At 42.8% G+C, this 26476-nt stretch carries 21 protein-coding genes; 12 read left to right on the forward strand and 9 right to left on the reverse strand.

Annotated features, from left to right (window positions below):
* Positions 1-16 precede the first annotated feature (16 nt).
* Entirely contained in the window at positions 17-1210 is a 1194-nt protein-coding gene (locus ACRZ9O_RS08610; RefSeq protein WP_459458257.1) for a porin, read from the reverse strand.
* Between the two features lie 60 nt (positions 1211-1270).
* A complete protein-coding gene (locus ACRZ9O_RS08615; protein WP_459458259.1) occupies positions 1271-2728 on the reverse strand; it encodes an inorganic phosphate transporter in 1458 nt (485 codons plus the stop codon).
* Positions 2729-2943: 215 nt separating this feature from the next.
* Between ACRZ9O_RS08615 and ACRZ9O_RS08620 the strand changes: the two genes are divergently transcribed.
* A complete protein-coding gene (locus tag ACRZ9O_RS08620; protein ID WP_459458261.1) occupies positions 2944-3324 on the forward strand; it encodes a hypothetical protein in 381 nt (126 codons plus the stop codon).
* A 178-nt stretch (positions 3325-3502) separates the two neighbouring features.
* On the forward strand, positions 3503-4660 hold the full coding sequence (locus ACRZ9O_RS08625; protein WP_459458263.1) for a TIGR03364 family FAD-dependent oxidoreductase: 1158 nt from the start codon (positions 3503-3505) through the stop codon (positions 4658-4660).
* A 2-nt stretch (positions 4661-4662) separates the two neighbouring features.
* On the opposite strand, the gene ACRZ9O_RS08630 is transcribed toward ACRZ9O_RS08625, so the two are convergent.
* The 4 genes from ACRZ9O_RS08630 to ACRZ9O_RS08645 all read right to left on the reverse strand — a co-directional run bounded on the left by ACRZ9O_RS08630 (position 4663) and on the right by ACRZ9O_RS08645 (position 11107).
* Positions 4663-6120, reverse strand: a complete 1458-nt coding sequence (locus ACRZ9O_RS08630; RefSeq protein ID WP_459458265.1) for an inorganic phosphate transporter — start codon at positions 6118-6120, stop codon at positions 4663-4665.
* Between the two features lie 78 nt (positions 6121-6198).
* Positions 6199-7266 (reverse strand): phosphoglyceromutase, encoded by a 1068-nt coding sequence (locus tag ACRZ9O_RS08635; RefSeq protein ID WP_459458267.1) that lies wholly within the window; start codon positions 7264-7266, stop codon positions 6199-6201.
* 129 nt (positions 7267-7395) lie between these two features.
* Complete coding sequence (locus ACRZ9O_RS08640) at positions 7396-8607, reverse strand: T9SS C-terminal target domain-containing protein (protein WP_459458269.1); 1212 nt, start codon at positions 8605-8607, stop codon at positions 7396-7398.
* A 1-nt stretch (position 8608) separates the two neighbouring features.
* Positions 8609-11107 (reverse strand): TonB-dependent receptor domain-containing protein, encoded by a 2499-nt coding sequence (locus tag ACRZ9O_RS08645; protein ID WP_459458271.1) that lies wholly within the window; start codon positions 11105-11107, stop codon positions 8609-8611.
* 341 nt (positions 11108-11448) lie between these two features.
* On the opposite strand from ACRZ9O_RS08645, the gene ACRZ9O_RS08650 reads away from it, so the two are divergent.
* Positions 11449-11787 (forward strand): hypothetical protein, encoded by a 339-nt coding sequence (locus ACRZ9O_RS08650; RefSeq protein WP_459458273.1) that lies wholly within the window; start codon positions 11449-11451, stop codon positions 11785-11787.
* A 70-nt stretch (positions 11788-11857) separates the two neighbouring features.
* On the opposite strand, the gene ACRZ9O_RS08655 is transcribed toward ACRZ9O_RS08650, so the two are convergent.
* A complete protein-coding gene (locus ACRZ9O_RS08655; protein WP_459458275.1) occupies positions 11858-12271 on the reverse strand; it encodes a VOC family protein in 414 nt (137 codons plus the stop codon).
* A gap of 80 nt (positions 12272-12351) precedes the next feature.
* Between ACRZ9O_RS08655 and ACRZ9O_RS08660 the strand changes: the two genes are divergently transcribed.
* The 5 genes from ACRZ9O_RS08660 to ACRZ9O_RS08680 are packed head-to-tail and all read left to right on the forward strand — an operon-like array spanning position 12352 to position 19411.
* Positions 12352-12969: a TetR/AcrR family transcriptional regulator gene (locus ACRZ9O_RS08660; RefSeq protein WP_459458277.1), complete on the forward strand. Its 618-nt coding sequence runs from the start codon at positions 12352-12354 to the stop codon at positions 12967-12969.
* 1 nt (position 12970) lies between these two features.
* Complete coding sequence (locus ACRZ9O_RS08665; protein WP_459458279.1) at positions 12971-14293, forward strand: TolC family protein; 1323 nt, start codon at positions 12971-12973, stop codon at positions 14291-14293.
* Positions 14293-15333, forward strand: a complete 1041-nt coding sequence (locus ACRZ9O_RS08670; protein ID WP_459458281.1) for an efflux RND transporter periplasmic adaptor subunit — start codon at positions 14293-14295, stop codon at positions 15331-15333. Before ACRZ9O_RS08665 ends, ACRZ9O_RS08670 begins: the two co-directional genes overlap by 1 nt.
* 2 nt (positions 15334-15335) lie before the next feature.
* A complete protein-coding gene (locus ACRZ9O_RS08675) occupies positions 15336-18374 on the forward strand; it encodes an efflux RND transporter permease subunit (protein ID WP_459458283.1) in 3039 nt (1012 codons plus the stop codon).
* Positions 18371-19411 (forward strand): lactonase family protein, encoded by a 1041-nt coding sequence (locus ACRZ9O_RS08680; RefSeq protein WP_459458285.1) that lies wholly within the window; start codon positions 18371-18373, stop codon positions 19409-19411. The genes ACRZ9O_RS08675 and ACRZ9O_RS08680 overlap by 4 nt, the downstream gene beginning before the upstream one ends.
* On the opposite strand, the gene ACRZ9O_RS08685 is transcribed toward ACRZ9O_RS08680, so the two are convergent.
* Positions 19392-20630, reverse strand: a complete 1239-nt coding sequence (locus ACRZ9O_RS08685; RefSeq protein ID WP_459458287.1) for an aminotransferase class V-fold PLP-dependent enzyme — start codon at positions 20628-20630, stop codon at positions 19392-19394. The genes ACRZ9O_RS08680 and ACRZ9O_RS08685 overlap by 20 nt on opposite strands.
* A 114-nt stretch (positions 20631-20744) precedes the next feature.
* Here ACRZ9O_RS08685 and ACRZ9O_RS08690 point away from each other — a divergent pair, with 114 nt between their 5' ends.
* Positions 20745-21350, forward strand: a complete 606-nt coding sequence (locus ACRZ9O_RS08690) for a gluconate 2-dehydrogenase subunit 3 family protein (protein ID WP_459458289.1) — start codon at positions 20745-20747, stop codon at positions 21348-21350.
* A 20-nt stretch (positions 21351-21370) separates the two neighbouring features.
* Positions 21371-23086, forward strand: coding sequence for an FAD-dependent oxidoreductase (locus tag ACRZ9O_RS08695; protein ID WP_459458291.1), 1716 nt, complete (start codon positions 21371-21373; stop codon positions 23084-23086).
* Positions 23087-23545: 459 nt separating this feature from the next.
* On the opposite strand, the gene recF is transcribed toward ACRZ9O_RS08695, so the two are convergent.
* Positions 23546-24628 (reverse strand): DNA replication/repair protein RecF, encoded by a 1083-nt coding sequence (recF, locus tag ACRZ9O_RS08700; RefSeq protein WP_459458293.1) that lies wholly within the window; start codon positions 24626-24628, stop codon positions 23546-23548.
* Positions 24629-24741: 113 nt separating this feature from the next.
* Here recF and pdhA point away from each other — a divergent pair, with 113 nt between their 5' ends.
* Both pdhA and ACRZ9O_RS08710 read left to right on the forward strand, forming a co-directional pair.
* On the forward strand, positions 24742-25752 hold the full coding sequence (gene pdhA / locus ACRZ9O_RS08705) for a pyruvate dehydrogenase (acetyl-transferring) E1 component subunit alpha (RefSeq protein ID WP_459458295.1): 1011 nt from the start codon (positions 24742-24744) through the stop codon (positions 25750-25752).
* A 116-nt stretch (positions 25753-25868) separates the two neighbouring features.
* Positions 25869-26375, forward strand: coding sequence for a hypothetical protein (locus ACRZ9O_RS08710; protein ID WP_459458297.1), 507 nt, complete (start codon positions 25869-25871; stop codon positions 26373-26375).
* Positions 26376-26476: the final 101 nt, after the last annotated feature.

Here is a 26476-nt window from a genome sequence, read left to right on the forward strand (position 1 = left end):
CGCTGGCCTCCCTTTATTAGAAGTTAACCTGTGCTTGCAAACGAAGCATATTTCCGGATTGCAAGTTTTCCTGCAATTTAAAGTCCTCCGCTCTTCGAGTGGCCATAGTGTACATGGCAACTAGCTCAAAGTTTTTATTTGGTTGCCATTCTATCCCTAGTTCTGTTTCATCCACGCGGTAACTACGTGCATCTAATTCGTGCTTTTTCCCTCCCTCATAATGCTGAACACGTACGAATGGGATTATCACCTGTTTTTTCCAATCTATTTTATAGGATGCGGTCACGTAGCCACCAGATAATTTTTGATTCTCAATAGCATCAGTTGCTTTGTTAAATTCTGGTCCTGTACCCACATTGTATTCAGCTTGAATTCCAAAGGGCTTTGGATATAAAACAAAACTCGCAGCATAGCGCTCGTCTAAATACGCTTTATTAGATGTAGCCTTAACGCCCGCACTTAATTGATCTGCTGCCATTACCCATTCACCAGAGTAACCTTGAATACTCGCTTCAATGATTTGATTTTTGATCTGAACAGGATAAGTAAGTCGTGCCACAATATGTGGTGCATCGTTTAATTCAGGCTTGTTCGCGGTTTGGCCATTATATGCACCTAAACTAAAAACGCCATAATCACCTGACCCTTTTAATCCATCCGCTACTAATGAAGCATATAATTTACGAACAGATGCTGGCGCCCAGTAGAAGAATACGCCTAAATCACGTTCGTTAGATACGGCACTATTCAAGGCATCGTTACGGTCTAATGGCAAACGATTTTGAGAGGATTGCATGTTTTCAAAGCCAAAAGGAACCTTGCTTTGTCCTACTCTAAAACGAAATTCATTTTTAGCATCCAATCCCAAATCAAAGTAAGCATCTCTTAATTGACCAAAGTGTAAAGAGGTCGAGGACGCGCTACTCGCAAAATCAGGTTGTACATAAAAATAAACGCGATCATTAATTTGGCCACTGAAAATGATCCGCATTCGACGAATAAAAAAGCCCCCATTGTCCCCCACGCTTTTATCACCTTGCTCGGATTTTAGATTCGGATTTGTTTCAAAAAGTCGGTTGTAGCGAACTTGTGCATACCCGCGAATGGAGAAAGAATCGTACCATTTTTTAGGTGCTGGAGCTGTTTGTGCCTGGGCAGAAATTAGGCAAAGGCAAGCCAAGACTCCTGTAAGGAGAAGATTTTTTTTCATGATATATTGGTGTTTGTAAAAAAAGAGGGGGATCCTATTCAAATCCCCCAAGAATGTTTGTTATGCGGCTATCCAGCGGAATAAAACGAATAAGGTAGCAGATAAAATAATCGTTACCGGCAAAGTTAAAACCCAAGCTAAAACAATGCTCTTAACGGTTCCACCTTGTAAGTTCTTAATACCTTTCGAAGCTACCATCGTTCCAGCGATACCTGACGACAAAACGTGTGTCGTAGAAACTGGCCACTTGTAAGCAGTTGCTAAACCAATTGTTAACGATGCAATCAATTCTGCCGATGCACCTTGCGCATAGGTTAGGTGATTTTTACCGATTTTCTCGCCTATCGTTACTACAATACGCTTCCAGCCCACCATTGTTCCTAAACCTAAGGATAAAGCAACCATCCACATCACCCAAGCTGGTGCAAAATCCGTTACTCCAGCAATTCCAGATGAAGAGGAATTTCCATAACTAAAGAATGGAGCCTTGTCACCTTGCGTAGCTTTCTTTAATGCTTTCTTATCTCCAGAAGATAAAGCCACTGATTCGCTTTCTAGTAATTTCTTTGATTGCTTATTGATCGTCAAAGCTGCATTACGAATGTCGAACTTTTGAGTTGTAGTCAATGTCTTAGGTGTTACTCCTGTAGCGATAATCGCGCTCAATGTAGTAGAAGATTTGACTAATTTATGGTAGCTCTCCCGCTCCTTTTCTGACAACGGGATGGTATCAATTTTAGCTGTGATCGTTTGCACTGTGGTTAAACTTTCCTTTACTTGAACCAAGTCAAGGTTTGTATTAACAGCAAAATAGCCTGGTAAGAAAGCAATTAAGATAACCATAACAAGACCGATACCTTTTTGGCCATCATTACGACCATGAAAAAACGAAACTAAAGTACAAGTCGTAATTAAGATCGCACGAATCCACATGGGTGGGGGTGATTTCTTCTTAGGCTCTTTGAAGATCTCTTTGTTTTTAACTGTTTTCTTTAAGATGTACATCAAAATGATAGCCGCGGCAAAACCGAATAGTGGCGACAAAAGTAGAGCTTGTCCAATTTCAATAGCCTTGTCCCAGTTAATAGAAGAAATACCTTTGTTTGAAGCTTCTGGCAATAAGGCATGTCCTACCCCGATACCAATAATGGAGCCGATAAGCGTGTGTGAGCTAGATGCAGGGATCCCAAAATACCATGTTCCTACATTCCAAAGAATCGCAGAAAGCAATAACGCTAATGCCATGGCCATGGAATGGTATACATCTGCGTCCATGAGGAGTTCGGTGGGCAATAGCCCAATAATACTCATAGTTACTCCTACCCCTCCCGTTAGAAGACCTAGGAAGTTCATGAAACCAGACCAAACTACGGCTTGAGTAGGTTGCAAAGAATGAGTATAAATAACAGTGGCTACTGCATTCGCTGTATCGTGGAATCCGTTTACGAATTCAAAGGCACAGGCCGCAAAAAGGCAGAAAAACAGTAGAAATACGAGTGTTGGGTCTAATCCGAACATGTTTAAAGGTTTATATTGGTGCTAATTGCAATGCAAAAATAAGGAACCCCAACTAATCCAATGTTAAGGAATTGTTAATTGAATGTTACGTAATTATTAATCACACCAAAAAGCCAATATTAAATTTTCTGTATTTGATTAAAACTTAATGCATTAAAGTTTCTTTTCCTGAAATCTTTACATAAGTTTGACGACAACAATTAAATCACAGTACAATGAGTGAGGATAACAAAAAATTGACTGATCAATTAGTACAGGCTATTCTTCCTAAGTTGAAAGGCTTGACAGAAAAAAATGCGAAAAAAGTGCTTAATGAGACGCAAAAGTCCATTACTTCCGTAGTTAAAAAGTACAGCAAACTCATCTCAGAGCAAGAGAAGCAGAAAGAGAAGGCAAAACATAAAGCGGCCAAAGAAGCAAAAAAGAAAGCAGAGAAAGACGCGAAAAAGAAAGAGAAAGAGGCAAAAAAGCTAGCAAAAGCTAAATTACTGGCTGCGCTAATTGCAAAAGAAAAACCCGCGAAATCAGTTACTCCTGTTTCCCCCGTGAAAGCAAAGGCAAAACCTAGAACTCGAGTTGCTAAAGCAAAAAAATAGATTTCGGTTTATTCCCCATTTTAGAAGGCAGGGTTTCCCTGCCTTTTTTTATTTTACTATTCTTAATTCATAATAATTTGATGAAATAGGCTTAACATCTAGTTAATATGTAGAAGCTATTTTTGATACAATCCTTCCGGACCTTTCAGTGCAAATACACGGCAAGAGGGTATTCAAAATGATCAAAAATAGAAAATACGATTTAGTCATAGTAGGCGGCGGAGTAATAGGCACTTTTTGTGCTTACCATGCCTTGAAAAAAGGCAAATCAGTCCTTTTATTAGAGAAAGATGCGCAGCCGCATGAAGCGAGCATTCGCAATTTTGGACAAATCATCCCCTCCGGACAGTCGTTAGAAAATGGCTTTGCTTGGGGGAAAAAATCACTTAAAATTTACAAAGAATTGCAAGAGGATGCAGCCATCACATTAACTAAAAATGGCTCCTTGTACATTGCCTCAGATGAAGCAGAAATGGCTATATTAGGTGAGATGTCAGAAAAATTCCAAGCCTTAGATTACCCTTCACAACTCTTTTCATCCACTGAAGCCGTCGAAAAAAATCCACTTTTACAGAAAAGTTATGTCAAGGGTGGCTTATTCTTTCCTGAAGAGGCATCAATTAATCCTCTATTGATGGTGCACCAGTTACGTGAATTTTTAATTCAACATCTTGGGTTACACTACAAAAATTTCTGCCCAGTGATTGCAGTGGAAAAGAAACGGGGCATAGCAATGATAAGCTCTGCAAATAAACAGACTTTTTGGGGAGATCATGTCATTTTAGCCAATGGACAGGACACACAATTTTTATTACCGGAGCATTTCCCATCGGCTGAACTACGAATCTGCAAGCTTCAAATGATGCGTCTAGTACCACAAAAAAGGCAATTCACTTCTAATTTATTAACAGGGCTTTCTATTAGACGATATGAAAGTTTCAAATCATGCCCATCTTATTCTGCGCTTAAAACCACGGAAGAACAAAAGGAACTTCAATCGAAAGGGATTCATATTTTAATGAAGCAGGCAGAGGACGGGTCTATTCTTTTAGGTGATTCACATGAGTATGTTTCGGCAAATGAACACGCACATCTTGGATTTGAAATAAGTACCGAAATTAATGAGCTAATTCTAAGTGAGGCTAAAAAAATAGTTTCAGTAGAATCCTGGGATATAGAAGCTACCTGGATAGGTCACTATTTAGAAGCAAAACAAGATGAGGTCTACACTAAAACGGTGGACAATGTCATCCATATCGTAAATGGCATAGGTGGAAAAGGAATGACAACCTCTCCCGGATTCACCTATGAATACATCCAAAAACTATTTAATTAAATCTACCCCGCAATCCAGCGGAATAGTAAGAATAATAAGGCTGACATGAAGATGGTCACTGGCAAGGTAAGTACCCAAGCCATCACGATGTTCTTCACTGTTCCTCCTTGTAAATTCTTAATTCCACGCTGCGCTACCATGGTACCAGCAATACCTGAACTTAGCACGTGAGTTGTGCTCACAGGCCATTTGTATGCTGTGGCTAGTCCGATGGTTAAAGAAGCAATCAATTCAGCCGAAGCACCTTGCGCATAGGTCAAATGGTCTTTCCCTATTTTCTCTCCAATAGTTACCACGATACGCTTCCAGCCAATCATTGTACCTAATCCAAGAGAGAGGGCAACCATCCACATGACCCAGTTAGGAGCAAAGTCGGTAACACCTGCCATACCAGTACTCGAGGATGCTCCAAAAGTAAAGAAAGGAGCTTTAGATCCGGCCGTTGCTTTTTTCCAAGCTGACTTATCTACCTCAGATAACGCAACTGATTCACTTTCAATTAACTTCTTGGAGAATTTATTAATCGTTAATGCTGCTTTACGAATGGCAAACTTTTGATCCGTGGAAAGAGTTGACGGATTTAAATTTTGCGCTGTAATGACGGCTAATTCTGTGGAAGACTTCTTCAATTGCGCTAAACCATCGCGTTCTTTCTCTGACAAGGGGATGGTATCTATTTTAGCTGAAATCGTCTGTACTGTGGCTAAACTGGACTTAACCATTTGCATATCTAAAGTCGTGTTAATTGCAAAATAACCCGGCAAGAAAGCAATCAAGATAACCATCACCAAGCCGATTCCTTTTTGGCCATCATTACGACCATGGAAGAAGGAAACCAGGGTACATGTAGCAATTAGCAAGGAACGAATCCAAAGGGGCGGAGGTGATTTCTTTTTAGGCTCTTTAAAGATTTCCTTATTCGTCACTGTCTTCTTTAGTATGTACATCAAAATAATTGCTAACGCAAATCCAAATAAAGGTGATAATAAAAGTGCCTGACCTATTTCTATTACTTTGTCCCAATTCAAAGCCGATATTCCCTTATTCGAGTCTTCTGGTAGCAAAGCATGTCCCACGCCAATGCCAATAATAGAACCTATTAAGGTATGTGAACTCGAGGCCGGTATCCCAAAATACCAAGTTCCTAGATTCCATAAAATCGCTGAAATCAACAAGGAGAGAGCCATTGCCATCGAATGATAGACATTCGTATCGACTAGCAACTCTGTAGGGAGCAGACCTATAATACTCATGGTTACACCCACTCCGCCGGTTAAAAGTCCTAAAAAATTCATGATTCCAGACCAAACGACTGCCTGTGTAGGACGAAGCGAATGGGTATAAATCACCGTCGCCACAGCATTAGCCGTATCATGGAAACCATTTACAAACTCAAACGCACAGGCTGCGATTAAGCAGAAGCAAAGCAGGAAAAATAAAGTAGGATCTAATCCGAACATAGCCAATGATGGGAAATTGTGAGAAATAAAGGTAAGGGACATTTACAAAAACCCTGTTAAGGAATTGTTAAATCCCCCCTATTTAACTTCGCTCTTAAACGAAACACCAATGGCTTTCGCTGCCTTGTGAATCAACTCTTTTTGATAGACTAATTCGGCTGATTTTATCTCTCCTAGAGCAGGAACATTTGCCCCTAACATAGCATACCAAATCTGGTAACAATCTTTCACACTTTCTCCATGCGAAGTCCATTCGGTTTTTTTTGCATCACCACGTCCATGATCTGTTGTGATTAACAAGGTCGTTTTGCCTTTATAATCTGGATCCGAATTGACAAAATCCCATATCTCCCCCACCCAAGCATCAAATTGATGTGCAGCGTCTAGGTAATGATTGTAGGCTCCTTCGTGCGCAAATTCGTCTGTTTCTCCATAAGAAATATAGAGTGCTTTAGGCTTATTTTTTTTCAAATAATGCATCGCCTTGAAATGCGTAAATGCGTCTAATGACTCCGCCATACCAAAAGGCTTGAATGACTCTTTCAACATCTTCGCCAGCAGTTGAGTCTCTGGATCCTTCTCTAATTCTGGATACGAATCAAACGCATTTACCACAGGGAATCCGGCTCTTTTCTCATTCATGATACGATCAAAAGCATCCCAAGCCCCGAAAGCAGCTACCTTACCTTTGTAAGCTTGCAACGAGTTTAAGTACTCAAAAAAATTCGTATTCGGATTAGGTTTATAGTCATTTGAATTAACGGCCGTATCTACTTGACCCGTTAAAATCTCACTATATCCTGGGTAAGAGAACCAATAGGGGTTCGCATTATTAACGACACTTCCTGCGTTTCTATTGCCGTGAATTTGGCCTAAAGCAGCCAGTTTACCCCAAAAGAAAGGCATCAATTTCATTCGTCTTTCGGACAAAGAAGGAGACCAATATTGTTTGATTAACCGGGCAGAATCTCCATGGTGGAAACGCTTCATTTTAACGATGGAAGTATCTATTCCATTGAAAAGTTCTTGCCATCGGTAGCCATCAGTAGTGATGACAATGACGCGTGCATCAGCAGTAGGCGCTTGTGCGGCACTATAAAATGTAATGGCAAGGAAAAATAGCAGAAGTCCACTTATTCGATTCATAGTTTGGTTTATTATGCCAGGCTAAGTTAGGCAATAAATCAGAATTTAATTACAATTCCGCATTCCGTTAAACAAGAAATGCCGTGGAGAATCTCCACGGCATTTTCTGTATTACACCAATATATTTTCTTATTGACCTTTCACTGGAAAACGAGTCCAGCTAGATGTCCAGCTTGGCTTCTCCAGTTTTGAAATTTCTGCATCTGTTGATTCGATTTCAGTATTACCTTCAGCTAATGCCTTAGTCTTCACCTCAGCAGAAGTGATAATAGTAGTTGCACCACTAATGAAATTCTTCGCAACATTAGGAGTATAAGTTCCAATTTTGTTGTTTTTAAATATCGAAGTTCCAGACTTGTACGCTTGAGCTGTCTCATTGCTTTCCAAGCTGAAACCACCTTTCATATAGCCAATAAAAGTAGAGTTAGTTACTTCGAACTGAGTAGCACGTCTCCAACGCATGGCTAAGTTGTGGTTAGAAAGCGCTGCCGCGTTGTTAGGTCCTATTAAAGTCATATTATCTAAAACTGGACGCGTAAATGGAGTAGCAGATGATCCTGTACCATCATTGTCGCACTCAATTCCGTTACCTGCATCACCCGTATCTACGAAAGCAGGGTCGCGACGAGAAACACAAAAACTCAATTTACCTGTGAAACCGAAGTCAAAATCAAAATCATCATCCGCTGTTGCGTAAGCATATAAATACTTAGGGGATACCGTTCCACCAAAGAATTCAAATGCATCATCATTTGCATAAATAGTTTGTACATTCTCAATAATAGTCTTGCTACCTACAGCTCCGAAAGTCAAGGCATTGATTTCAGAGTTAGGCAATGCTGCGATACCTGCGTATTCAATACGTACATATTTCATCACGCCGCTGTTATCTTCATTATCTGTTCCACCATACGCACGACCAATACCACCCTCGATCGTAGGCTCAGATGTGCGGTTCGTCTTAGCTCTTCCTAAGATGACGATTCCACCCCAATCTCCTGGAGCACGCTCGCCAGCTGCCTTACCTGAGGTAAATACAATTGGCTTAGCTGCCGTTCCCTCAGCTTGAATTTTTGCACCTCTTTCGATACATAAAGCACCTTTTTCTGAGATATCACTTTTGATAACAGTACCCGGTTGAATAATAAGGGTCGCTCCATCGGTTACATAAACGTATCCTTTTAATGTCCATTCCTTATCCGCAGTTAAGGTCGTAGTTGCCGTAATGTTTCCACTTAAAGTCGTAGTAGAGGGTACGTTAATAGGTGCTACATCGCCACCTAAATCCTTTGAACAGCCAAATGTTGCTAAAGCTGCTACGATAACTAATAATTTTTTCATGTTAGAAATTGTAATTAACGGTGAGTGAAACTGATGTTTCGTTGTTTGTTTTAATTAAATCACGTGAAGGCTTTTGGTAGAAAGTAGTAGGCTGAGCTAGAATATCGCTCACCGCTAATTTGATTTCTCCCTTATTGAATTTTCTTAAGAAAACGATATCAATAACGTCTCTTGAATTTTCAAAAATGTCTGGATACCCTTGGAAACCTACCGAAGCGATGCGATCGCCTACTCGGTTATAAGTTAGATTCATCGTATTATTTCCTTTGTGGAAGTTTAAACCACCGTTCAAGGCATAATTAGATTGCCCTTGCAGCTGGCGTTTAATCCCCTGAACTTCTACCTCAGATTGAATTAATGCCATGTTAGAGTATAGATCTAACCATGAGTTAAGGGCTTTTCTAAATTCCATTTCCAATCCATAAACTAAGGCAGATGGAGGATTCGTGTAGGTTAAAGCTAAATTCGATGGGACAGATCCATCTGCAACAATTTGCTCAATAGGCTTAATGAATTTCTTTCCAAAAACGCCCACAGAGAAGATTTCACCAGCGCGAGGATAGAGTTCCCACTTAAAGTCCATATTGTAGATATCAGATTTTTCTAGGTCTTTGTTTCCTAATAACTGCGCGTTACGTACGAAGTCATAGTAAGCAAAATTAGCTACCTCACGGAACTCTGGTCTTGCTAAGGTTTTGCTGACCGAAGTTCTCCATTTCGTTTTCTCTGTAGCAGAATAGGTTAGGTTTAACGAAGGCAAAAGATCTAAATATTCGCGTTGTACATTTACTTTCTGACCACTAAAATCTGCTGTCCCAATCGTAAAGACGTTGTACTCTGTTCTCAAACCTGTATTTAACTTAAGCAATCCCATTTCTTTTTCGTACATCACAAATCCATTCGCCAGGTCAAAGTCCGCAGTATAGCGATCCGTATTATTCGTTATTTCACCTAACATATCGATAGTTTCATAACGGAAAACACGCGCTTTAAAATTTCTATATTTCTTCAAATACCCAGCACCTACTTTAATATCACCAAATGATTTATTCACTGCCGCATTTCCTGAGTTTTCATCCATCACACTCCAGAAACGGTAAGTGTCTCTCCAAGCAGTCAAATAAGGATTGCCTGAGTTTAAATACGAAGCAGTAGGATTAACTCGGTAATCAGGTTGATCACGAAGCATTAAATTGTATCCGATGTTAAAATCCCAAGTCTTGATTTTTGCATCAAACTGCGTATTAACCACCATTTTACGGATGGCATTAGATGAATTACTGTAGATATTCTGTACGTTATCGTAATTTTCACCCGTTCTATTCAAGAAATAATCTTCTGTTTGGTAGTTAGCTAGAGTTTTCCAGCTGTAGCGGTTTTGGCCTAAATAAACCACGTTCAATAAACCACTTAAGGACTTCGTTTGAGAGAAGTTAATGTCTTTGTATTTATAGGCTAAGTCTGTAGAAGACAAATAATCTATACGCTCGGTGGTATTAGAAGAGAAGGTATTTCTCGCTGTAGAGCTAAATAATACATTCCAATTATTTTTCTTTAGGCCAAAGGAAACGCTACCATTGAAGTTAGGTAAACTAGATGATTCCGTAATACTAGGAGAATCAATCAATTTTGTGAAAGCACGCTTATCTCCATTTCCACTAATTCTAAAGGTATTGGTAGACGGGAAAGTGGAAGGAAATGCTACGGATTGAATTAATTTAAAGTCTTGGAAGGTCGAAAGTGAACCATAGCTGACACCTAAAGAGGCAGAGGCAAAATCACCTGAAACTTCTTTAGTGGTAATCTGAACTAAACCGCCAGCAAAATCACCTGGAAGGTTTGCTGCCGCTCCTTTGTTAATGATAATATTATCAATCAATGCTGTAGGAATAATGTCAAAAGAGAAGGCACGGCGATCTGGTTCCGTAGAGGGCAATTGCGTCTTGTTTAATAAAGCAGAGTTGTAACGATCGGCTAAACCACGCACTAAAACGAATTTGTCGTTTTGAATAGTTACACCACTCACACGCTTCAAGGCATCACTCACATTTCTATCGGGTGTTTTCTTAATCGACTCGATGGATAGACCATCAGCCACAATAAAACTAGATTTTAAAGTATTGATTAAGGCAGTAGCTGTTTCTTTTTTAGCAACCGTCTTTACAACTACATCGGCTAAAACTTTACTGTCTTCCTCTAATTCTATCGTAATAGAAATAGACTCACTCGCCACTTTGAAAGCGGCATTGTTGTACTCCTTGAAACCAACATAACTAGAATTAAGCGTGTAGGTTCCTGGTGCTACATTAGCAAATATAAATTTACCATCGATATCGGTGGCAACACCTTGGTTCTTTCCAGTGGATGGATTCTTTAACCAGACAGTAACACCTACTAGAGGCTCTTTAGCAGATTTAACAATTCCGCTAACACTTACCTGTGAAAAAGCGATGAAAGGAAATAATAAAACTAGAATAAGGCACTTGAATGACTGTTTCATAAAATTGGTGTGATGCGAATATTGGTGACATGTTTTAATCATGACACAAATGTAGATTCCCACAAATGCGAAGCAATTAAGCCATTGTTAGGCTTTTGTTAAGTGATTGTTAAAAAGAGGTCGCTCGAAATAACAATTCCGTAACATTGCGATTTTTCGCAGAAAATTTCACTTTTCTGGGCTATTATATGGTACAATTTCAAGTTTTTGCATTTTTTATAGAAGAACTTTCTTAGAAAAGTTAAAATTAACATGGATTTAATTGGGGGGTAATGTGAAAGGACTAGTTTTGGGACAACAAACGGAAATATTTCCGCCTAAGTTTTTTAAAATCAAGCATTATGAAAAAGTACGTGGTAGCTGCCTTATTATTCGCAGCCAATTTGTCTGTCGTTTCTGCCGCTAATGGAGCAGAATTATCTCTTCCCGTGAACATCGAATCTGTAGGTAAATTAAAATATAGGGTCTCAGCAAAAGCGGGAGCCACCGTCGTGATCTACGATGGAGAAAATAACGAGATTCACAAGGAAGGAATCGCAACGCAAAAATTGTTCAATTTGGCGGGATTGTCTGATGGAAACTACCGCATGGTAGTATTTGATATCAGAAAAAACGTGATCACAGCTAAGTCGTTTAAGATTAAAACAGAAGTGAAGCGCGATATCGTCGCGATGAACTAATCCCCTGCAAAGCACTAAATAGTGAAAAATTGAGGGTAAAAAGGCGGACCAGTGGTTCGCCTTTTTCTGTTTAGAGAATCTGATTGAATTCAATGATTTCCCCGTTCGGACCTTTAACATTGAAGAAGCGCGTACCATTTTTCCAAAAAGCCAAAAACGTAGGCTCCTTCTCTATAATATCAAATCCAGCGTGCTTCAACGCTTCGAACGCGTAATCGACATCTTGCACGTCGATCGCGAAGTGGTCGATGTGACCGACTTTGCGCTGTTTGATTTCGGCTAATTGCTTTTCCGGCATTTGATATAACTCCACGATCACTTCGTGATTTTTCATCATCATGCAGGTTCCAAAACCACCTTCAAATTCAAAGGGCGATTCCATCACGTTCTCGAAACCAAGGCGTTCGTAAAAGGGGATAGAGATTTCCATGTTATGTACGGGGATCCCGATGTGCTGGATTTTATGGATAAAGTCGATTTTCATAGCTTTTTGGATTTGATGCAAAATACGACATTTTGAAAACTTAACACTGTTAAGTATATTTACGCTGTAATTATAAAAATATGAGCATAGTCGCGAGAAAAGAGAAGCAAAAGCAGGAGATTCGGTCCTTAATCCTAGAGGAATCGATGAAATTATTCGTGGAAGAAGGATTTAGTAAAGTATCCGTTCGCAAGATCGCCGAACGCGTACAATACAGCCCCACGACACTCTACCTCTATTTCAAGGACAAAAACGAGATACTTTTTTATTGCTGCGAGTCGGGATTCAAGAAGATGCTAGAGCAGAATATCGCTTTAGGATTAATCAGCGATCCCATCGAACGCCTCCACCAGATGGGGATTAATTACTTGAATTTTGGCCTAGAAAATCCGGAATATTATGACTTAATGTTCATACAAGAGGCACCAATGGCCACGCTAATCGATATGGGCGCAGGTTGGTCGAGTGGTGATCAAGCATTAGAGGCCTTGAAAACGATCGTGCAAGATGCGATGGACAAAGGTTTATTAGTACCTGCTAAAGTGGAAACGGTGGCGATGGCGGTTTGGAGCATGGTGCACGGCCTGGTTTCCCTCGCGATTCGCCAGCGATTAGACAAATTAGTAGCGGCGGAAGAAGTCGAAAATACGATGCACGAGTCGCTGGATTGGTTATTGAAAACGATGAAAAAAGCCTAACATGAAATATTTATTACTCCTTTTTGCGCTGCCTTTATTCGGCCAAAAGTCCGTCCTCGACGAATACGTCGCCACGGCCTTTCAACAAAACATCACGCTGCAACAAAAAACCATCCAGGTGGAAAAGGCGATGATTGCCCTGAAAACAGCCCAAAGCCTCTACCAACCCAGCGTCGCCTTCCAAGGTGGCTACCAAAGTGGAGAGGGTGGTCGTAGCATCGCTTTCCCGGTAGGAGATTTATTGAACCCGGTGTATTCGACGCTGAATGCGCTGACGAAAAGCACTGCTTTCCCTCAGATTTCAAACGTGGAGACGAATTTCTTCCCACGCGATTTCTACGATGTGAAAGTGCAAACGACGATGCCACTTTACAATAAGGACATCAGCTACAACAAACAAATCCAAGAGCAATCGCTTAGCCTGCAACGCGAAGACGTTTCGCTTTATAAGCGCGAGCTAGTCAAGCAAATCAAGACAGCTTATTATAATTATTTACTCAGCTTAGGTTTAGTAAAAGTCTACGAAAACAGTCTCAATCTGGCACTGGAAGGCAAAAAGGTGAACGAAAAGCTTTTGGCAAACGGCAAAGGATTACCCGCTTATTTATTGCGCTCAGACAGTGAAATCGCCACCATTCAAGCACAAATCGCGGATGCGGTGAAGCAAAATCAGTCAGCTCAATACTATTTCAATTTCTTGTTAAACCGCGAATTGCGCGCTGAAATACGCATCGATTTTGAAGTCGAAAAAGCGATCGCTGGAGTGTATGCTGTGACGCCAGGTGTTCGTGAGGAATTATCCTTGCTTTCTAAATCGATCAACATTCAAGAGACGGTTTTGAAAATGAACGAATCCTTCTACCTGCCTAAGTTAAATGGTTTTGTAAACCTCGGATCTCAGTCTACTTTGAATAACATCAGCTCAAAAAGTGGCTACTATTTCCTAGGCCTACAAATGGACATCCCTATTTTTTCGGGAAAACGTAATTTGTACAAGGTGAAACAGACGCAATTAGATATTGCCTCCGCGAAAAATGCGTTGGATCTGAGTACGAAGCAATTCAATATGGCGACCGAAATCGCTCAGAAGAACGTGCAATCCTCTATTGTTAGCTTTCAGGCCTCCATAAAATCCTACGAGGCGGCCTCCGCTTATTTACGCCTCATCGAAAAGGGCTATAAAGAGGGAGTGAGCACCTATTTAGAAACGGTGGACGCCAGAAATCAATGGATGAACGCCCAAATCAACTACCAATTAAAACAATTCAACGTATTAATCGCCGCTGCCGCTTACGAGCGCGAAGCTGCCAGCTACCCACTCTAATGAAAAAGATCTGCCTACTTATTTCCCTTATCGCGGTATTTTCCGCTTGCTCTTCGAAGAAGAAGGAAGTGGCTACCACAGCCAGTGATGTCATCCCGGTTTCCGTGATTTCCTTACAACAAGAATCCATCACCCGCCCCATCCAGGCTTCTGGCGTCTTCACGACCGAAGATGAGACCTATTTAGGTTTCAAAATAGGCGGCGTGATTCAGCATGTGTTTGTCAAAGAAGGCGATGCCGTGAAAGCGGGTCAACTAATCGCTAGCCTAAACCTGACCGAAATCAAGGCACAGGTGCAGCAAGCACAAATTATGTTAGAAAAAGCACAACGCGATCACGCGAGAGCGAAGAACTTGTACCGCGATAGCGTGGCGACTTTGGAGCAATTCCAAAATGCCAAAACCGGTTTAGAAATCGCACAGCAGGCCTATAATGCGGGTGCGTTTAACCAAAGCTATGCTGAAATCAGAGCCGTGAAATCCGGCTTCGTCTTGAAGAAATTAGCGAACGATGGCCAAGTGGTAGGACCCGGAACGCCGGTAGTTTTAATGAACGGAGCGAACAAGGGTAATTGGGTGTTGAAAGTGGGTTTGAGCGACCGCGATTGGGCGGCGACGCAGGCGGGAGATCCGGCGGAAATTACGCTGGATGCGGCTGACGGGAAGACTTTTAACGCGTCTGTTTTAGCCAAATCCGAGGGAGTCGATCCGGTGACGGGGACGCTTTGGGTGAGTTTGCGCATCAGTGGTGCGCCGACAGCGCAGCTGGCGGCGGGGCTTTTTGGCAAAGCGAAAATTCGTCCGCGGAAACAGATTAAATCCTGGGTGATTCCATATGACGCGATTCTGGATGGAAACGCGACAGAGGGATACGTATTTATAACGAAAGACGGGAAAACCGCGGAGAAAGTGAAGATTCAGATCGCGAGTATTGACCACGGCAAGGTATTTGTTTCCGGTGGCTTGGAAGACGCAAAATCACTCATCACCAGCGGAAATGCCTATTTAGACGCAGGTTCAGCCATTAAAATCGTCCGCTAATTATGAAGATAGCTAACTACGCGGTAAAGAATTACCAATTTACGCTCACGATGTTTTTGATGGTCGTGGTCGTGGGGATTGTCACGATTATGACGATGCCCCGGGCGGAAGATCCGGATATGAATGCCCCTCAATTCCCTATTATCGCTGTTTACCCGGGCACGAGTCCGGACGATATGGAGGAGTTAGTGGTAAAGCCGGTCGAAAAAAGATTGTACGAACTGGAGAACGTGCGCAAGATCAACACGACGATTAGTGATGGGCTAGCGGTGTTCGCGGTCTATTATAAATACGGCGTGAACGTGGACGAGAAATACTCCGAGGTTGTTCGCGAATTGAACAGCATTAAAGGGGAATTACCTAAAGAGGTCATCAAACTCGAGGCTCAGAAAGCCACTCCCTCTGGTACAAACGTGTTGCAGATGGCGTTGATTTCGAACAATGCGTCTTTGGACCAATTAAAAATCACGGCCGAACGTCTACAGGAGGATCTGGAAAAGGTAACGGCCCTGAAGAAAGTGACGATTTCTGGCTTGCCAGAATCACAAGTGAGGATCGATTTGAACATCGAAAAGATGGCGCAGATGCAGGTCTCACCTGACCGCGTGCTGCAAGCGATCCAAAGCGAAATTGCGAACATTCCCGGTGGAAGTATCGTGGAGAACACGAAGTCCTACAACATCCTGACGTCCGGTAATTACCAGAACATCGACGAGATCAAAAATACGATTGTGTTCTCGTATCAAGGGAAAAACGTGCTGTTGTCGGATGTGGCCAAAGTCTATTTCGACTACGCCCCAGAAAATCACATCACGCGCTTGAACCAGAACCGCTGTCTATTCGTGACGGCCGCCCAAAAATCCGGCGAAAACATCGCGAAAACCCAGGCCGCTTACGAACCGGTGATCGAGCAATTCAAGAAGACTTTGCCGAAGAACATCGACTTAGTCGTGAATTTCGACCAAGCCGAAAACGTCAATACCCGCCTTAGCGGCCTATTGAAGGACTTTATCATCGCCATTTTATTGGTCGCATTGACTTTATTACCGCTCGGTTTGCGCGCGGCATCCATCGTGATGATTTCGATCCCGCTATCCTTAGCGATCGGAATTATTCTGTTGAACATCATGGGCTACAGCCTGAACCAGCTGAGTATTGTGGGTTTAGTCGTAGCACTGGGACTTTTAGTGGATGACAGCATCGTGGTGGTAGAGAATATTGAACGCTGGATGCGCGAGGGTCACAGCCGATTAGACGCGACCTTAAAGGCAACAAATCAGATCGGAATGGCCGTTTTAGGTTGCACGGTGACCTTGATTATTGCCTTTTTGCCCTTGGTCTTTTTACCAGAGGCGTCTGGCGAATTCATCCGCAGTCTTCCGATGGCTGTGATCTTCTGTATTGTGGCTTCCTTAGTGGTTTCGTTGACGGTAGTTCCGTTTTTATCGAGCCGCATTCTGAAATCCCATCAGGGAAATCCAGAGGGAAATCTATTCATGCGTGTGTTGAAAAAGCTGATTTCGGATTCGTATTCTCGTTTGTTAGATTGGGCGATTATTCGCCCTAAAATGACTTTATTGATTGCGCTCGTGATTTTCGTTGCCTCGTTACGACTTTTCCCTGTCGTTGGATTCAGTCTCTTCCCGGCGTCTGAAAAGCCGCAATTTATGGTCAATATTTTCAGCCCCTTGCAGTCTAATATGGCCTACACGGATTCAGTTTCCAAACTGATCGAAAGCGATTTGCGCAAGCTGCCCGAAGTAAAATACGTCTCTGCAAATGTGGGTAAAGGAAATCCACGCATCTATTATAACGCGATTCCGCTGAATGACAGAACTGATTATGGCAACTTGTTCGTCCAATTACAGGATGACCTAGGTGCAGACGAGAAAATCAACCTAATCGAGAAATTGCGCACGAAATACACGAACTATCCTGCTGCGACCATCGAGGTGAAAAACTTCGAGCAAGGGCCGCCGGTGGTGGCACCCATAGAGGTCCGTATTTTAGGAGATAATGTAGACACTTTACGTCAAATCGCCAGCCGCGTCGAAACGATGTTAAAGAACACGAAAGGCACGATTTACGTGAAAAACCCGTTGAAAAACCTGAAATCGGACATCAAATTCGACATCAACAAGGAGAAAGCGAGTATGTTGGGAATCCCGACAGTCAGCATCGACCGCATGATACGCTTGGTGGTGGCTGGTTTCGATTTGGGCAAAATGACGGACAAAGAAGGCAAGGAATATGCCATCGTAGTTTCTAAGCCGCATCCGAAGCACCCTAGCCTGGAAGTATTCGATAACCTGTATGTGAATAATGTGCAGGGAACGGCCATTCCGTTGAGTCAGGTGGCTTCGTTCAGATTGCAAACCTCCCCCGTGAGCATTAGCCACTTGAACAAGAATCGTTTGGTGTCTGTGAGTTCGTTTGTTGAGAAAGGATTTTTGAACAACGAGGTGATTGCAGAGACCGAAAAGAGTCTCGCGAAGATCGCCTTGCCTGCTGGATACCACTTCGAGATGGGTGGTGAAGTGGAGAGTAAGAATGAGAGTTTTGGCGGGTTTGGGACGATTATTTTAGTGACTATTTTCTTCTTTATCGCGGTATTAATTCTCGAGTTTGGGACTTTTAAAAGTACCCTGATCGTACTTTCTGTGATTCCTTTAGGGATCGTGGGGGCACTTTTAGCACTTTGGTTTACCGGAACGCCGCTTTCCTTTGTGGCGACGGTGGGACTGATTGCACTCGCAGGTATTGAGGTGAAAAATACCATCTTGTTGGTAGATTTCACGAACCAGCTTCGCGCTGAAGGCATGCCGATGGAGCAGGCCATCCGCGAGGCCGGCGAAGTGCGTTTCTTACCGATTATCTTAACTACGTTGACGGCGATCGGCGGTCTAATTCCTATCGCCATTTCCACAAATCCCCTTATTTCACCCCTTGCGATCGTGATGATCGGCGGACTTATTAGCTCCACCCTCCTATCTCGCATCGTGACCCCGGTGGTTTACAAATTAATCCCACCAAGGATATGACTTTGAGCACGATTTTACTACTTCCGCAACTGATTATTGGTTCCTATACGTCCAAAGGAAACCCCGGTATCGAGGTATTTAATTGGGATGAGAAGACCGGTAAAGCTTCCAAAAGCTATGCCTTGAACTCCCCTGCTGCGTCCTATCAGGCAATTTCTGGTGAATACTTATTCTCCGTTTCGGAAGAAGGCGACGGCAAAGCGAGCGTTTCCTCTTTTCAAATGCGCAATGGAAAATACGAGGCCATAAACACCGAATTAAGCCGTGGCGATCACCCTTGCTTCATTCTGTACCGCGAGAAGTCTCAAACGGTTTATACCGCGAATTATTCGGGTGGTAGTGTAAGTGTCTTTCAAACTGTTTCCGGGAGACTCAAACCCTTAGCTCAATACATCGAATACTCCGGATCCAGCACAAATAAAGACCGCCAAAACAGCGCCCACGCCCACATGGTCGCTCTTTCTCCTGATCAAAATACGTTATTTGTGACGGATTTAGGCTCGGACAAGATCTATGCGCACGCTATTTTAGGGGATGGTCGACTCGCGGAGGGTCGCACAGAAATCGCCCTTACCCCCGGCAACGGACCTCGCCACATCCGCTTCAATGCGAAAGGCGACCGCGCTTATTTGTTGAATGAATTGAGTTCAGATGTAGATGTGTTCGCGGTGAAAGGTTCGCAATTAGAAAAGATCCAAAGCATCCCAGCGGATACCTCTGATGCAAAAGTGAAAGGCTCCGCAGACATTCATATATCTCCGAATGGTAAGTGGATTTTAGCCTCCAACCGCATCTCGAGCAATCAAGTTGTGGTATTTAAGATCGAAGCAGATGGAAAATTAACGCGAATATTTCACCAAAATGTCGCTAAAATCCCCCGCAATTTTACCTTCGATCCTTCGGGTAAATTTGTGTTAGTCGCGAGTCAAGAGGAAGACCGCGTGCAAGTATTTTATTTCGACGATAAAACCGGAACACTAACGGACAGCCACCAAGATATCTTAGTCAAATCACCCGTTAGCTTGCTAATTCGCTAATCGCCTTCACTAATACGTCGAGCTCTTTCAGGGTCGTGAAGACATTCGGGGTAATTCTGCACCCATGGATGTTACCACCATCGATGGCTACGGTGAAGATATTGTATTCTTTCATCAAACGCTCTGCTAAAACAGAAGGCTTGATTCCTTCAATGCCCACATTGGCAATGGCGCAAGACTTAGTGGGATCCGCCGGATGGTGTAATCGAACACGAGGCAGCGGGCGAACTTTAGTAGTCCAGTAATTTTGCAAATAGCGCAGGCGTTTTTCCTTACGTGCAGGGCCCAGTTTTTCGTAGAAATCAATCGCGTCGTCTACCGCTAAATCCGTATGAACCGGAATCGTTCCCACATGATTTAGGTGTTTAATGTCCGATAATGGAACGCCTTCCTCAGCAATCAGCGGCCAGATTTGCGCAATCTTTTCCTTGCGAACATGTAAGATTCCAACGCCCAAAGGCACCGCCAGCCACTTATGTAAACTCGCTCCATAGTAGTCACAGTTCAGGTCTGAAATTTTGAATTCAAATTGTGCAACGGCGTGAGCTCCGTCTACCATCACTTCCACTCCGCGGGCATGGGCCATGTCGCAGATTTGGCGGACGGGATTGATTTGGCCGGTAATGTTTACCATATGGCACACCATGATGAGTTTGGTTTTATCCGTGATGGCTTTGGCATACAAATCAACGATCTCTTGATCTGAAGCCGGATTGACAGGCAATGAGATGACTTTCAAGACGATTCCATGACGACGTGCCACCTGCTTGAACATGTCTTGCATCGCACCATAATCTTGCATCGCAAAAATGGCCTCGTCCCCGGCTTTCCAGGGAAAACCGGCAATAATCGTATCTAATGATTCCGTTGTATTTCGCGTTAAAACGAGCGTGTCTTCTGGGCAACCCACCAGGCGAGCAACACGTGCCGCGATCCGATTCTTATTCTCAAACTGCACCGTTCTCATATAATACGCGCCTTGGGCATTTACTTTTCGGATATGTCTGAAGTATTTTTCCAAAGTCGCCTCCGGAGTAATATTATAATAACCGCTTTCGAGGTTAATAAAGTCTGAACTCAGTTTATATCCTCCTCGAATTCCCGCCCAAAAATCTTCGTCTGAGGCAAGTGACTCGACCGTTTGAGTTTTGGCATACGAATACCAAGGAGCCGAAGCCCCTAAAAGTGTACAGGCTTTAAGGAAGGTGCGTTTGTTCATGACAGAAAATTAACAAAAAAATCACATTTTGCCCTTGAATAATGAAGAATGTCATTAAATTTGTTTTCGGCCTCATTTTAGGCGAATACCTAGAACAATTTAACAAAAAATACCATGATGAAAAGAAGAGATGCCATCTCTCAAATCGCCCTGTTATTAGGGGGTGCTTTCACAGCTCCTACCCTAATGGCTATGGATGTGAGAAACGGCAATAGCTCCATCGCTGCCTCAGATTTCAGCTTATCTGATGCGCAACGCAAAATCGTCTCAGCCGTTGCTGAACATATCATTCCAAGAACGTCTACACCAGGCGCGATCGATGCAGGTGTTCCTTCCTTCATCGAAATGATGTTACAAGATTGTTACAAAAAACCAGAACATTACAGCTTCCTAAAAGGGGTGAATGACTTAGCTAAGGCTAATTTCTTAGCACAACCTGCTTCAAGTCAAGTGGCTATGTTAACGTTATTAGAAGCCAATACGAAGGATTTAATGAAGAGCTTTTCTCAGAAGAAAATCAAAGTGGGTGATAACATTGACAAGGACACATTAGAAGGCGCTAATGGTGTTCCATTCTGGAGATTAATGAAAGAACTAACCTTGTTAGGATACTACACTTCCGAAAAAGGAGCTCAAGCTTCCTTTGTTTACGAGCCAACTCCTGGCAAGTATGAGTTGATTACGGATATGAAGCCGACTCAAAAATCTTTCATGTATTAATCTGATAAATTTAGAAGACAATGAATCTTAATATAGATGCAATTAAAGGCCAAACATTTGACGCAATCGTCATAGGATCAGGTATCTCCGGAGGTTGGGCTGCAAAAGAATTAACAGAAAAAGGCTTAAAAGTGGCTGTTTTAGAGCGTGGCCGCGAGATCAAGCACATCGAAGGCTACGAAACAGCGATGAAAAACCCGTGGGAATTCGATCACCGTGGTCGCCCTACGAATATGGCTGCTGAAGAATATTGGGCAGGTATGCGTACTGGCTACACACCTAATGAAGAGCATCGTTATTTATTCGAAAACGACAAGCAAAACCCTTACATCGAGAAAAGAGGCGGATTCGATTGGACTCGCGCTTACCACACAGGTGGTAAATCTTTATTATGGGGTCGCCAAACGTACCGTTGGAACCGCGAGGACTTCTTAGCGAACGAAAAAGAGGGTATCGGTACTCCTTGGGCGATTAAATATGATGATTTAGCTCCTTGGTATTCTTACGTGGAGAAATTTGCTGGTATCTCCGGTCAAGCGGAAGGCTTAGACGTGTTACCAGATTCTGATTTCTTACCAGCCATGCAGATGACTGCACCGGAAGTTCACTTCAAAAATGCAGTGAATAAGAAATTAGGCCGCCCAGTAACTATAGGTCGTGTCGCTCACTTAACTAATCCAGGAAAACAACATACAGATTTAGGTCGTTCGTCTTGTAACTTCCGTAATAAATGTATGCGTGGTTGCCCTTACGGTGCTTACTTCTCGTCTCTTTCGGCGACCTTGCCAGCAGCGATGCGCACAAATCGTTTAACCATGATTCACAATGCCATTGCAGCAGAGATCATTTACGATGAGGCTACTCAAAAAGCAAAAGGTGTTCGCGTGATCGACCAAATCACAAAAGAGTCTAAAGAATATTTTGCGAAAATCATCTTCGTAAATGCAGGTGCGATCCAATCTACCTCCATCTTAATGAACTCGAAGTCTAACCGTTACCAAAACGGTTTAGGAAACGATTCAGATCAATTAGGTCGTAACATCATGGACCACCACTTAGGTGCGGGTGCAAGTGCAACGGTAGAAGGTTTTGAGAAAGATTACATGTTCGGAAATCGTCCAAATGGTTTATATATTCCTCGTTTCTCTAACTGGGGTAAAGACAAACGTGCTTATTCTCGTGGTTTCGGATACCAAGGTGGCGCGAGCCGCGAAGGTTGGGGCCGTGGTGTGGGAGCGGATGGCTTTGGCGCTGAGTTCAAAGAGAGCTTAACACACCCTGGACAATGGACAGTAGGTTTCGGTGGTTTTGGAGAAATTCTTCCAAATCCAGAGAACCGTTTCGTTCTGAGCGACAAGAAAGACAAGTGGGGCTTACCAGTATTGGAATTCTCTGCTGAGTTTGGCCAAAACGAATTACAAATGCGCGAGGACATGATGAACGATGCAGCGACTATGTTAGAGGCTGCTGGTTTCAAAAACATCAATGCCTACAACAAGCAAGGCACGCACATCGGTTTAGGTATCCACGAAATGGGTACAGCTCGTATGGGTACTTCCGTGAAGAACTCGATCGTGAACAAGAACAACCAGTTACACGACGTGAAAAACGTGTTCATGACGGATGGTGCTGTGATGGCATCTGCTTCTTGTGTGAATCCTTCGTTAACTTACATGGCTATGACAGCTCGTGCAGCTGACTTCGCGGTGAAGGAGTTGAAGAAAAAGAATTTATAGTTCGCTTTGCGAACAGTAGACAGTGGTCGAGGTTCGCTTCGCGAACGGTAGACAGTGGTCAGTGGCCAGTTGTCAGTATTTTAAAAAGGGTGGCAGATTCTGTCACCCTTTTTTTATGGTGTGTATCGGCGCGGAGCGCCGTAGTCGACTTCGTCTTAGTCATCGCTACGCGATTTAGTCAATAGGTCGAAACAGGGCACTTTTGAGTGAAAATAAGCTCGAGGCACTGAGAGGGGTTTTCAGGTATTGACAACTTTTGTCAAGATAGTAGATTATAGAGTAGAGAGTATAGAGTAGAGATATTGGATTTCCCTACGGACTTCGGACTACCTCACTGCGGAGTGATTTCCTCCGGACTTATTTACCATTCACCACTTACCATTCACCATCCTTATCTATACTCTCTTATCTCTACACTTCTTTGAACTTTGAACTTTGATCTTTGCTCTTTGAATTTCGCTAAAGCGAAATATAATGAATATTCCCCTTCAAATCCTTCAACAGCTTCTTCGTTCTTTCTGGTCTAGCATCGGTGATGAAGACTTGGCCAAAGTGTTCTTCAGCCATCATTTGGACCAAACGCTGGATGCGGCGGTCGTCGAGTTTGTCGAAGATGTCGTCGAGGAGTAAGAGGGGTTTACGGGGTTTGGCGGCCACGAGGGAGTCAAATTGCGCTAGTTTTAGCGCAACGACGAAGGATTTTTGCTGGCCTTGGGAGCCAAACTTGCGTAAGGAGTAGCCATTGATTTGAAAATCAAATTCATCTCGATGAATTCCGATGGATGTCCGCTGCGCGGACAAATCCAGCGGTTCCGCGGCGCGAAGCGCCGCGTCAAAGCCCCCAGCTTCGAAGGTGGATTCGAGCTGAATATCGACGTCCTCGCGGTCGTCTGAAAGTTTGGAATAATGAAACTTAAAACTGGGCAAAAAGACCTCCAGGAATTCTTTGCGGGCTTTTGCTAGGGATTCGCCTAACTCCACCAAAGGTGCGTGGTAACTATCCAAATGCAGGCGATCAACCTGGCCATGTTCTGCGAATTGCTTTAGCAATACGTTGCGCTGCTGGACGATGCGGTTATAGCGTAATAATTGATCCAGGAAATTGCGGTCGAGCTGGGACATCATCCCGTCAAAGAAACGGCGGCGTTCTTCACTTCCTTCGCGGACTAAATCGGTATCGTGTGGATCCATTAAAACCACTGGGAAGTGGCCAATGTGGTCTGCTAAGCGGGGATAGGGTTTGTCATCGCGGAGGAATTGCTTTTTGGCACCCTTCTGAAACAAACAAGTAATCTGCGTTTCACGATCCTGTGTATCGACAAAATCGCCCTGTACCCGGAAAAAATCCTGCGTATGCTTGATGCAAAGCTGATCCGAAATTCCCCGCGCACTTTTTGTCATGGAAAGGAAATGGATGGCATCCAAGAGATTCGTTTTCCCGATCCCGTTCTCCCCCACAATGCAATTAATCTCGGAAATAAAGCTAAATCTAGCCTCCTCATAGGATTTAAACTGATTTACCTGAAGAGATTTGAGATGCATGGATGTAGGAATGCGATTAAAAGCGTGTAAAAATAAAGATTTTGTACTAATTTTGCAGGGATTAGCGCCGGAATTAACCCGGCATACCGCTTTAAAAATATTCTATTAAGAAGATGGCAAAGAAAAACGCAGACGCGCCCAAGTATTCTAAAGAGACTTACAAGTATTGGTACGAATCCATGCAATTACAACGCAAATTCGAAGAGAAATGCGGTCAGTTGTACGGAATGCAGAAAATAAAAGGCTTCTGTCACTTATATATTGGACAAGAGGCTTGTTCTTCTGGCTCAAAATCTGCCCTAAAGGAAGGTGATAAATACATCACTGCATACCGTGACCACGGTATCCCTTTGGCATTAGGAACCTCTCCTAACGCAATTATGGCGGAATTATACGGTAAAATCACCGGAGCTTCTAAAGGAAAAGGTGGCTCCATGCACATCTTCGATAAAGAAGTAGGTTTCGTAGGGGGCCATGGTATCGTAGGGGCTCAAATCCCTTTAGGTGCTGGTCTTGCTTTCGCCGAGAAATACAAAAAAACTGGAAACGTTTCTATCACGTATTTTGGTGATGGTGCGGTTCGTCAAGGTGCTTTACACGAGGCATTTAACATGGCGATGCTTTGGAAATTACCTGCGATTTTCGTGGTAGAAAACAATGGTTATGCGATGGGTACTTCCGTAGAACGTACCTCTAACGTAACTGAATTATACAAAATTGGTGAGGCATACGACATGCCATCTGAGCCAGTAGATGCCATGAATGTGGAGGCCGTACATGAGGCAGTTTCACGTGCTGCAGCGCGCGCGCGTGCCGGAGAAGGTCCTACTTTCTTAGAATTCAGAACGTATCGTTACAGAGGTCACTCGATGTCTGATCCACAGAAATACCGCTCTAAAGAAGAGGTTGAGGCTTACAAAGACCGTGACCCTATCGAACAGGTGAAGTACACGATCTTAGAGCACAACATCTTAACGCAAGCAGAATTAGACGAGATTGATGCTAAAATCAAGGTTCTAGTACAAGAATCCGTTGATTTCGCAGAAACATCTCCGTTCCCAGATAAATCTGAGGCTTACAAAGATGTGTATGTAGAAGAAAATTATCCTTTTATCCAGGAATAAAAAATAAGGAAGCCGGTTTTATACCGGCTTTTTTGTTGATTATCAATTAGCTGATAAAATGAAAGTGGAAGATTGAATGAAGGTGAAATAGAAATACCTTTGAAAAAATAACCACTATGAATTTTATTCTAAGTATCGCAGCAGGACTACTATCGTCCTATTTATTCTTGGTCTTCTTTCTTCTCAATAAGAAACCTAAAATTCTCATTTCAAATCAAATCAGTCGAATCCGATTTAATGGAGAACAAAACTATTTGTTCAAGTTTGTTAACTTAACTAACTCTGAAATCTTTGACGTACACATCGAACTCACTTTTTATAAGCCAGTAGGAACTTTCAACGGAAGTAATTTGCAAGGACGAGATATTAAACTAAAAGATAATTTTATTGCCTACGTTCCGCGCGAGAGAAAAACAGATCAATTTTCTTTGCACGCCGTACGTATTCGAACGATTGAACCGCTTGAAGAAACATGGCAGGATGAATCCTCCTTTATTCGACTAACCATCATTGCAAAACATGCCTTATCAGGATTCAATAAAGTTTTCGTGCAGGATTACCCTAGCTTAGATCGCATTAGTTCTGGGAAATTTTTATCTGGAAATTCTGTTGAATTAAAATAGGAATTAGCGGAATCAATTGAAAAATTAATGAGTACCTTTAACGAAGGTTTAACAGTATTTAAAAACCCTGCCCATGAAAAAAGACATCATATTAGGCTAAG

The organism is Aquirufa sp. HETE-40SA, assembly GCF_054558635.1.

What these genes read in the sequence shown, in the direction of transcription:
- ACRZ9O_RS08610 (WP_459458257.1), bottom strand. Translation starts at nt 1,210, where the DNA reads ATGAAAAAAAATCTTCTCCTTACAGGAGTCTTGGCTTGCCTTTGCCTA.
- ACRZ9O_RS08615 (WP_459458259.1), bottom strand. Translation starts at nt 2,728, where the DNA reads ATGTTCGGATTAGACCCAACACTCGTATTTCTACTGTTTTTCTGCCTT.
- ACRZ9O_RS08620 (WP_459458261.1), top strand. Translation starts at nt 2,944, where the DNA reads ATGAGTGAGGATAACAAAAAATTGACTGATCAATTAGTACAGGCTATT.
- ACRZ9O_RS08625 (WP_459458263.1), top strand. Translation starts at nt 3,503, where the DNA reads ATGATCAAAAATAGAAAATACGATTTAGTCATAGTAGGCGGCGGAGTA.
- ACRZ9O_RS08630 (WP_459458265.1), bottom strand. Translation starts at nt 6,120, where the DNA reads ATGTTCGGATTAGATCCTACTTTATTTTTCCTGCTTTGCTTCTGCTTA.
- ACRZ9O_RS08635 (WP_459458267.1), bottom strand. Translation starts at nt 7,266, where the DNA reads ATGAATCGAATAAGTGGACTTCTGCTATTTTTCCTTGCCATTACATTT.
- ACRZ9O_RS08640 (WP_459458269.1), bottom strand. Translation starts at nt 8,607, where the DNA reads ATGAAAAAATTATTAGTTATCGTAGCAGCTTTAGCAACATTTGGCTGT.
- ACRZ9O_RS08645 (WP_459458271.1), bottom strand. Translation starts at nt 11,107, where the DNA reads ATGAAACAGTCATTCAAGTGCCTTATTCTAGTTTTATTATTTCCTTTC.
- ACRZ9O_RS08650 (WP_459458273.1), top strand. Translation starts at nt 11,449, where the DNA reads ATGAAAAAGTACGTGGTAGCTGCCTTATTATTCGCAGCCAATTTGTCT.
- ACRZ9O_RS08655 (WP_459458275.1), bottom strand. Translation starts at nt 12,271, where the DNA reads ATGAAAATCGACTTTATCCATAAAATCCAGCACATCGGGATCCCCGTA.
- ACRZ9O_RS08660 (WP_459458277.1), top strand. Translation starts at nt 12,352, where the DNA reads ATGAGCATAGTCGCGAGAAAAGAGAAGCAAAAGCAGGAGATTCGGTCC.
- ACRZ9O_RS08665 (WP_459458279.1), top strand. Translation starts at nt 12,971, where the DNA reads ATGAAATATTTATTACTCCTTTTTGCGCTGCCTTTATTCGGCCAAAAG.
- ACRZ9O_RS08670 (WP_459458281.1), top strand. Translation starts at nt 14,293, where the DNA reads ATGAAAAAGATCTGCCTACTTATTTCCCTTATCGCGGTATTTTCCGCT.
- ACRZ9O_RS08675 (WP_459458283.1), top strand. Translation starts at nt 15,336, where the DNA reads ATGAAGATAGCTAACTACGCGGTAAAGAATTACCAATTTACGCTCACG.
- ACRZ9O_RS08680 (WP_459458285.1), top strand. Translation starts at nt 18,371, where the DNA reads ATGACTTTGAGCACGATTTTACTACTTCCGCAACTGATTATTGGTTCC.
- ACRZ9O_RS08685 (WP_459458287.1), bottom strand. Translation starts at nt 20,630, where the DNA reads ATGAACAAACGCACCTTCCTTAAAGCCTGTACACTTTTAGGGGCTTCG.
- ACRZ9O_RS08690 (WP_459458289.1), top strand. Translation starts at nt 20,745, where the DNA reads ATGATGAAAAGAAGAGATGCCATCTCTCAAATCGCCCTGTTATTAGGG.
- ACRZ9O_RS08695 (WP_459458291.1), top strand. Translation starts at nt 21,371, where the DNA reads ATGAATCTTAATATAGATGCAATTAAAGGCCAAACATTTGACGCAATC.
- recF (WP_459458293.1), bottom strand. Translation starts at nt 24,628, where the DNA reads ATGCATCTCAAATCTCTTCAGGTAAATCAGTTTAAATCCTATGAGGAG.
- pdhA (WP_459458295.1), top strand. Translation starts at nt 24,742, where the DNA reads ATGGCAAAGAAAAACGCAGACGCGCCCAAGTATTCTAAAGAGACTTAC.
- ACRZ9O_RS08710 (WP_459458297.1), top strand. Translation starts at nt 25,869, where the DNA reads ATGAATTTTATTCTAAGTATCGCAGCAGGACTACTATCGTCCTATTTA.